The following is a 6,550-nucleotide window of genomic DNA, read 5'->3' as shown; positions in this document are numbered from 1 at the left end:
AGACTGTAGTGATAAACTCTTCAACGGGCATGACTGAAACCTTCTTTTTTGCTTTTTACTGCTTTTAATAGCAGAAAGCAGGTTCAGTCATGTCTCCTTATGCAAACCTAAAAGTCGCACATGGCGTGAGATTTGAAAAGAAAGAAGGTTCCGGAAGGTAATGCCAGCCGCCAAAGGTGATTGTATTCAGTGCCGTTTGCCCGAGAGGGCCTGTATCTGCCCGTTAATCCCCCAAGTGGAATCTTCTGCCTGTTTCTGGTTGATTACCCACGATAAAGAGTTTGATAAGCCAACCAATACGGGCAAATTGATTCAGGCTGCGATACCTGGTACTCGCCTGTTTAACTGGAGCCGGACTGCACCGGATGAAGAATTGCTCGCACTACTTGAGGAGCCGGCCTGGTTGCCAGTACTGTTGTTTCCAGCGGAATACGCTGTGGAAGCGCAGAGTAAAGCAACGTCATGGCGTCATCATGCCGGATCTGATCGTAACATTGCTTTTATTATCATTGATGCAACCTGGCAGCAGGCCAGAAAGATGTATCGTCAAAGCCCCTGGCTGCATAACTTGAGTTTGCTGAGCTTGCAGCCAGAGGATCCATCCATTTATAGCCTCAGGCGAAATCATCAGGAACAACACCTGTGTACTGCCGAAGTGGCAGCACTGGCGCTTGGACAGTTGGGTGAAAACACGAATCGTCAGCTGATGGAGGCACTGGTGCAAGTCTATTGTGACCGATATCTATGGGCTCGCAAAGGATAGAGAAAGGAAGAAAACCAAAGGTCTCTGGGCATTCTTGAGCAATACCAGCCAGTTGGTTAACGGGGCTTTCAGAAGAAAAAACCACAAAAAGCACACGATTGATGCGGTGAAATGATCATTTTTTTTCACCGTTCCTATATAATGGCCGTTTTGCGTAAATTTACTATGAAAAGGCCGCTCGTTCAGACTTTGCAGCCATTTTCGTGTTTTGGAGTGAGCGGCCTTTTCCGCTCATGGCTGTTAAGAGATAACTCCCCCGGTGGGAACTGTATATGAAGACTAACGAAATACGTTCTGCTTTTCTGGAATACTTCAGGGAAAACGGCCATGAAGTGGTTGCCAGTAGTTCTCTGGTACCCCATGACGACCCAACCCTGCTGTTTACCAATGCCGGGATGAACCAGTTCAAAGACACTTTCCTGGGACGTGAGCAGCGTGACTACAAACGTGCCACTACCTCTCAGAAGTGTGTGCGTGCCGGGGGCAAGCACAACGACCTCGACAACGTCGGCTATACCGCCCGTCACCATACCTTCTTTGAAATGCTGGGTAATTTCAGTTTTGGCGATTACTTCAAGAAAGAAGCGATCCATTTTGCCTGGAACTTTCTGACCGGTACGCTGAATCTGCCTAAAGAGCGTCTTTGCGTCACCGTTTATGCCTCCGACGATGAAGCCTACAATATCTGGTTAAACGACATTGGTGTTTCAGCGGACGATATTATCCGCATCGGTGACAACAAGGGAGCACCTTATGCTTCCGATAACTTCTGGCAGATGGGCGATACTGGCCCCTGTGGTCCCTGCACCGAAATTTTCTTTGATCATGGTGATCATATCTGGGGTGGCCGTCCGGGTACGCCAGAAGAAGACGGTGACCGTTTTATTGAAATCTGGAACATCGTATTCATGCAGTACAACCGTCAGGCCGACGGAGAAATGCAGCCGTTGCCCAAGCCATCGGTTGACACCGGCATGGGTCTGGAGCGTATTGCCGCAGTGATGCAGCATGTGAACAGCAACTACGAGATTGACCTGTTCCAGTCTCTCCTGAACGATGCGTCTGAGATTATCGGTGGTGTCGCTACAACTGAAGCGTCCCTGCGTGTTATTGCTGATCACATCCGTTCCTGCAGTTTTCTGATCAGCGATGGCGTGATGCCATCTAATGAAGGCCGCGGCTACACGCTGCGCCGCATTATCCGTCGAGCCTGTCGTCATGGGCACAAGCTGGGAGCCAAAGAATCCTTCTTCTACAAACTGGTGGGATCACTGGTGAAGGTAATGGGCGACGCTTATCCGGATCTGGCGAAAAATCAGGCGCAAATTGAGCGGGTTCTGCTGCAGGAAGAGGAGCAGTTTACCCGTACCCTGGATAAAGGGATGAAACTGCTGGAAGAGAGCATTGCTTCCATGCAGGGAGAGCTAATCTCCGGCGAAACACTGTTCACTCTGTACGATACCTACGGTTTCCCGGTTGACCTGACGGAAGACATCGCCCGTGAGCGTGAGCTGAAAGTCGACATTGATGGCTTTGAAAAAGCACTGGAAGCCCAGCGTGAGCGTGCCCGTGCATCCAGCAAGTTTGGAGTTGACTACAACGATCAGCTGGTGATTGAAGGCTCAACGGCCTTTACCGGCTATGAGAACACGGCGGGTCAGGCTCGCGTTCACTCCCTGTTTGTCGGTGGTGATCAGGTAGAGCTGATCGGTGAAGGCCAGCAGGCGACAGTTGTTCTGGAACAGACGCCATTTTACGCCGAGTCTGGCGGTCAGGTGGGTGATACCGGCCTTCTGAACTTTGCTACTGGTTCAGTCCGCGTCGTGGATACCCGTAAGCAGGGTGATCATCACCTCCATATTGTAGAAGTGGTATCAGGTGAGCTGAAACCTGGCGATGAAGTGTCTGCTGATGTTGATGCTGCAAAGCGTCATGCGACGTCACTGAATCACTCAGCAACTCATCTGCTGCATGCGGCTCTGAGAGAGGTACTGGGTGATCATGTAACTCAGAAAGGATCGCTGGTTGATCCGGAGCGTCTGCGCTTTGACTTCTCTCACCTTGAAGCGGTTAAGCCGGAAGAGCTCAAGACCATTGAAAAGCTGGTGAATGAGCAGATTCGTGCCAACACCCTGGTTCAGACCGAGCTGATGGATATGGACGCCGCAAAGGCCAAGGGTGCCATGGCTCTGTTTGGTGAAAAGTACGCCGATGAGGTGCGGGTGCTGACCATGGGTACTGACAACTTCTCCATCGAACTGTGTGGTGGTATTCATGCCAGTCGCACTGGCGATATTGGTGCGTTCCGCATTGTTGCTGAAAGTGGTATTGCAGCCGGTGTGCGCCGTATCGAAGCGGTAACAGGTGCTGGTGCTGAAGCTTTTGTTCAGACACGGTTTGCTGAGTTAGACAACGCTTGTCGAATGATGAAGGCCAAGCCTGAAAACCTTGAAGCCAAATTGCAGGCGCTGGTTGCCCAGAGCAAGAGTCTGGAAAAAGAGATGCAGCAGCTGAAGCAGAAGCTGGCCAGTGCTGGCAGCTCGGATCTGGTGTCTCAGGCGGTAGAAGTGAATGGCGTTAAGCTGCTGGCGACAGAGCTTGAGGGTATTGATCCCAAATCATTGCGCGACATGGTTGATCAGCTAAAGAACAAACTGGGCTCCGGTATTGTTTTTCTGGCGACCCAAGCCGATGGCAAGGTGCCTCTGGCGGCAGGTGTTACCAAAGATCTGACCGGACGCGTCAAAGCGGGTGATCTGCTGAAGATGGTGGCTGAGCAGCTGGGTGGTAAAGGTGGCGGTCGACCTGATTTTGCTCAGGGTGGTGGTTCTCAGCCTGAAAATCTTGAAAAAGCACTGTCGTCTATTAAAGGCTGGCTGGAAGCTCAGTTGTAAGTGGTTTGATCAGGGTAGTTAGCTATTCTGACAAGTAAGTGTAAAAACGGGCTGTTCCGTATGGGACAGCCCGTTTTTTATTGCCCTGAGGCATACACCCGGAGGGCGATTCATGGTACATTCTGCCATCCACTGAATGATAGAGATGGCAGCTTACGTTGTCTGGCTCCTGCCTGAATGTCTATGTTCTGTAAGATTTGATGAGGCGTTGCAGCAGGGAGCTGGTACAGGGAAGCTTGTCCACAGGTCATGGCTGATTGAAGTAGAACGAATAAGATGGCGCTAATAGTACAGAAATTTGGCGGCACCTCAGTAGGCACAACTGAACGAATTCAGGGTGTTGCTGACAAGGTCAAGGGGTTCCGCGAACAGGGGCACGACGTGGTCGTTGTGGTTTCCGCCATGAGCGGAGAAACCAACCGGCTGGTTGAGCTGGCCCAGTCCATGCAGTCACAGCCTACACCCAGAGAGATGGATGTTATTCTCTCGACGGGTGAGCAGGTGACCATCGGCCTTCTGAGTATGGCTCTGAATGAAAGGGGCTGTCCTGCCACATCCTATACCGGTAGCCAGGTAGCGATTGTCACTGACAATGCCCATACCAAGGCCCGTATCAAACGTATCGATACCGAACGTATCACCAGGGATCTTGAGCTTGGTCGTGTTGTTGTCGTTGCCGGTTTCCAGGGGCGTGATGAAGAAGGCAATATTACCACATTGGGCCGGGGCGGTTCTGACACGACAGCAGTAGCGCTGGCTGCAGCTTTGAAAGCAGATGAATGTCAGATCTACACCGATGTCGATGGGGTTTACACCACTGACCCGAGAGTGGTTGAGGGTGCACGCCGTCTGGACAAGATTACCTTTGAAGAAATGCTGGAAATGGCCAGTCTGGGCTCCAAGGTTCTGCAAATCAGAGCCGTTGAGTTTGCTGGCAAGTACAATGTTAACCTGAGAGTTCTGCATACCTTCCAGGATGGCCCTGGAACACTGATTACACTGGATGAGGGTATCGCCATGGAGTCACCGGTAGTTTCCGGCATCGCATTCAACCGAGATGAAGCCAAACTGACGATTAAGGGCGTACCCGATATTCCCGGTGTGGCATCCCGAATTCTTGGCCCGGTCAGCCGTGCCAATATTGAAGTGGATATGATTGTCCAGAATACTGCTGAGGACAAAACCACTGATTTTACGTTCACAGTACATCGTAATGACTATGAGCGGGCAAAAGTTGTGGTCGAGCAGATTGTTGAAGAGCTCGAAGCCCGTGAATACGATGGTGATATGAAAATCGCCAAGGTCTCTATTGTGGGTGTTGGCATGCGTTCGCATGCAGGTGTAGCGACACAGATGTTTGAGGCTCTGGCGGCTGAAGGGATAAATATTCAGATCATCTCGACGTCCGAAATCAAGGTTTCTGTCATTATTGCTGAGAAGTATCTGGAGCTGGCTGTTCGTGCGCTCCACTCGGCTTTTGAGCTGGACAGGGAACCAATGGAAGATAATGGGGTCTAAAACGTCAATATAATCAAAACCGTGGGCCTCGCGAGGGGTCCGTCTGCTCCAAATCCACCTGATATGGCAGGAGTGGGACGAGTAGAGTTATCAAGCCCTCAAACCATTTCCAGCAGGTAAAAATACGAATGGAAATCTTGAACTTGGTGACTAGACTGGGTTTGCTGAATAATTCTTAAGCATGAACGGTTGAGCTGGCATATACTTCAATACTTTGAACTGAGTACTAAAGCAGTTTAAAGGGCAGGCAATTTTAAAGTGAAATAATGTCTGTACTGGGGTTGGTGTCGTATAATTTCACGCGATCATTTTGGGTGATTTCATCAGCTTCAAACTAATGCACCAGCGTGCTCAGAATTGACGGTTGTTGACTTAACAGAGATGTAAATAAGGAGATTGAAATGCTGATTCTGACTCGCCGCGTAGGAGAGACCCTGATGGTAGGGGACGAGGTCACTGTCACTGTTCTGGGTGTAAAAGGCAACCAGGTTCGTATCGGTGTTAACGCACCAAAAGAAGTCGCAGTTCACCGGGAAGAAATTTACCAGAGAATTCAAAAAGAGAAAGAGCACAAGAAAGGCGGTACTGGTCGCTCTTATGAAGAAGATGAAGGCTATGAGTCCGGGTACGAATCCGAGTCTGAATCTTACGAATCTTACTGATAGATATTAAACTGTCGTTTATGTCTCTGAATTAGTTTTTAGAATCATTGTTAACTCCATAAGACAGTTTCAAAAAATGCCTGGCGATTGTCAGGCATTTTTGTATCTGTTCGCAGGTACTGGAAGTCAGTGAAAAGGCATTCAGTCGAACTCTCCTCATTTAGTCAGCTTCTGTAAGCTCATCATTATGTGTCAAAAGAGCTTCAAAGGCTTAACTGTGCCTCGCATTTATCGTTCTCCTCTAATTGCCTGTATATGTTTAGTAGGAAGGAGTATCCAATAAGTGTTATTAGTCGAATTTTCCCGGTGGGTGTCCATGGGAAAATACAACTCAGAAGCCATATCAATAGTTACCATGCAGTATGCTCATTGATAAGTATGCATGGCAGGGTATTTGATCTTACTGGTGCTTGATCACAAAAGGTGGTTGATGGTGGGCAACGGTTTCTATAAGGTGATTTTTGTCTGTTTGGCCAGTCTGGAAAAGCGAACTCTCTATCCACTACAATCCCAAGGGATGGACAGCAGAATTGGTTAAAAAAAGACTTGCTTTTCAAGGTGTTCAGGGTAAAATAGCTCTCGTTCCCGGTGAGGTGGCCGAGAGGCTGAAGGCGCTCCCCTGCTAAGGGAGTATACGGTTTGTAGCCGTATCGAGGGTTCGAATCCCTCCCTCACCGCCATTTATCTTTTCTAACTCCTTGATTTCCCTTCCT

Annotated in this window: 3 protein-coding genes, 1 tRNA gene and 1 pseudogene; all 5 read left to right on the top strand. The window is 49.4% G+C overall.

All coding sequences use genetic code 11. The annotated features are described in order from the left end of the window. The first annotated feature begins 160 nt into the window (after positions 1 to 160). The 5 genes and pseudogenes from AK963_RS24000 (at position 161) to AK963_RS23980 (ending at position 6,517) form a co-directional block, all read left to right on the top strand. A complete protein-coding gene (locus AK963_RS24000) occupies positions 161 to 763 on the top strand; it encodes a tRNA-uridine aminocarboxypropyltransferase (protein ID WP_066017923.1) in 603 nt (200 codons plus the stop codon). 272 nt (positions 764 to 1,035) lie between these two features. After that, positions 1,036 to 3,657 carry an alanine--tRNA ligase gene (gene alaS / locus AK963_RS23995; protein WP_066017922.1) on the top strand — a complete coding sequence of 874 codons (2,622 nt, stop codon included), beginning with the start codon at positions 1,036 to 1,038 and terminating at the stop codon, positions 3,655 to 3,657. 276 nt (positions 3,658 to 3,933) lie between these two features. Further along, positions 3,934 to 5,175, top strand: a complete 1,242-nt coding sequence (locus AK963_RS23990; RefSeq protein ID WP_066017921.1) for an aspartate kinase — start codon at positions 3,934 to 3,936, stop codon at positions 5,173 to 5,175. 401 nt (positions 5,176 to 5,576) lie between these two features. Further along, positions 5,577 to 5,741, top strand: a pseudogene (gene csrA, locus AK963_RS35840) (carbon storage regulator CsrA); the annotation flags it as partial. Between the two features lie 683 nt (positions 5,742 to 6,424). Further along, a tRNA-Ser gene (locus AK963_RS23980) sits at positions 6,425 to 6,517 on the top strand. The last annotated feature ends 33 nt before the right edge of the window (positions 6,518 to 6,550 follow it).

This window comes from Endozoicomonas atrinae (assembly GCF_001647025.1).
Lineage (GTDB): Bacteria > Pseudomonadota > Gammaproteobacteria > Pseudomonadales > Endozoicomonadaceae > Endozoicomonas > Endozoicomonas atrinae.
This window is presented reverse-complemented; position numbering and strand designations above follow the sequence as displayed.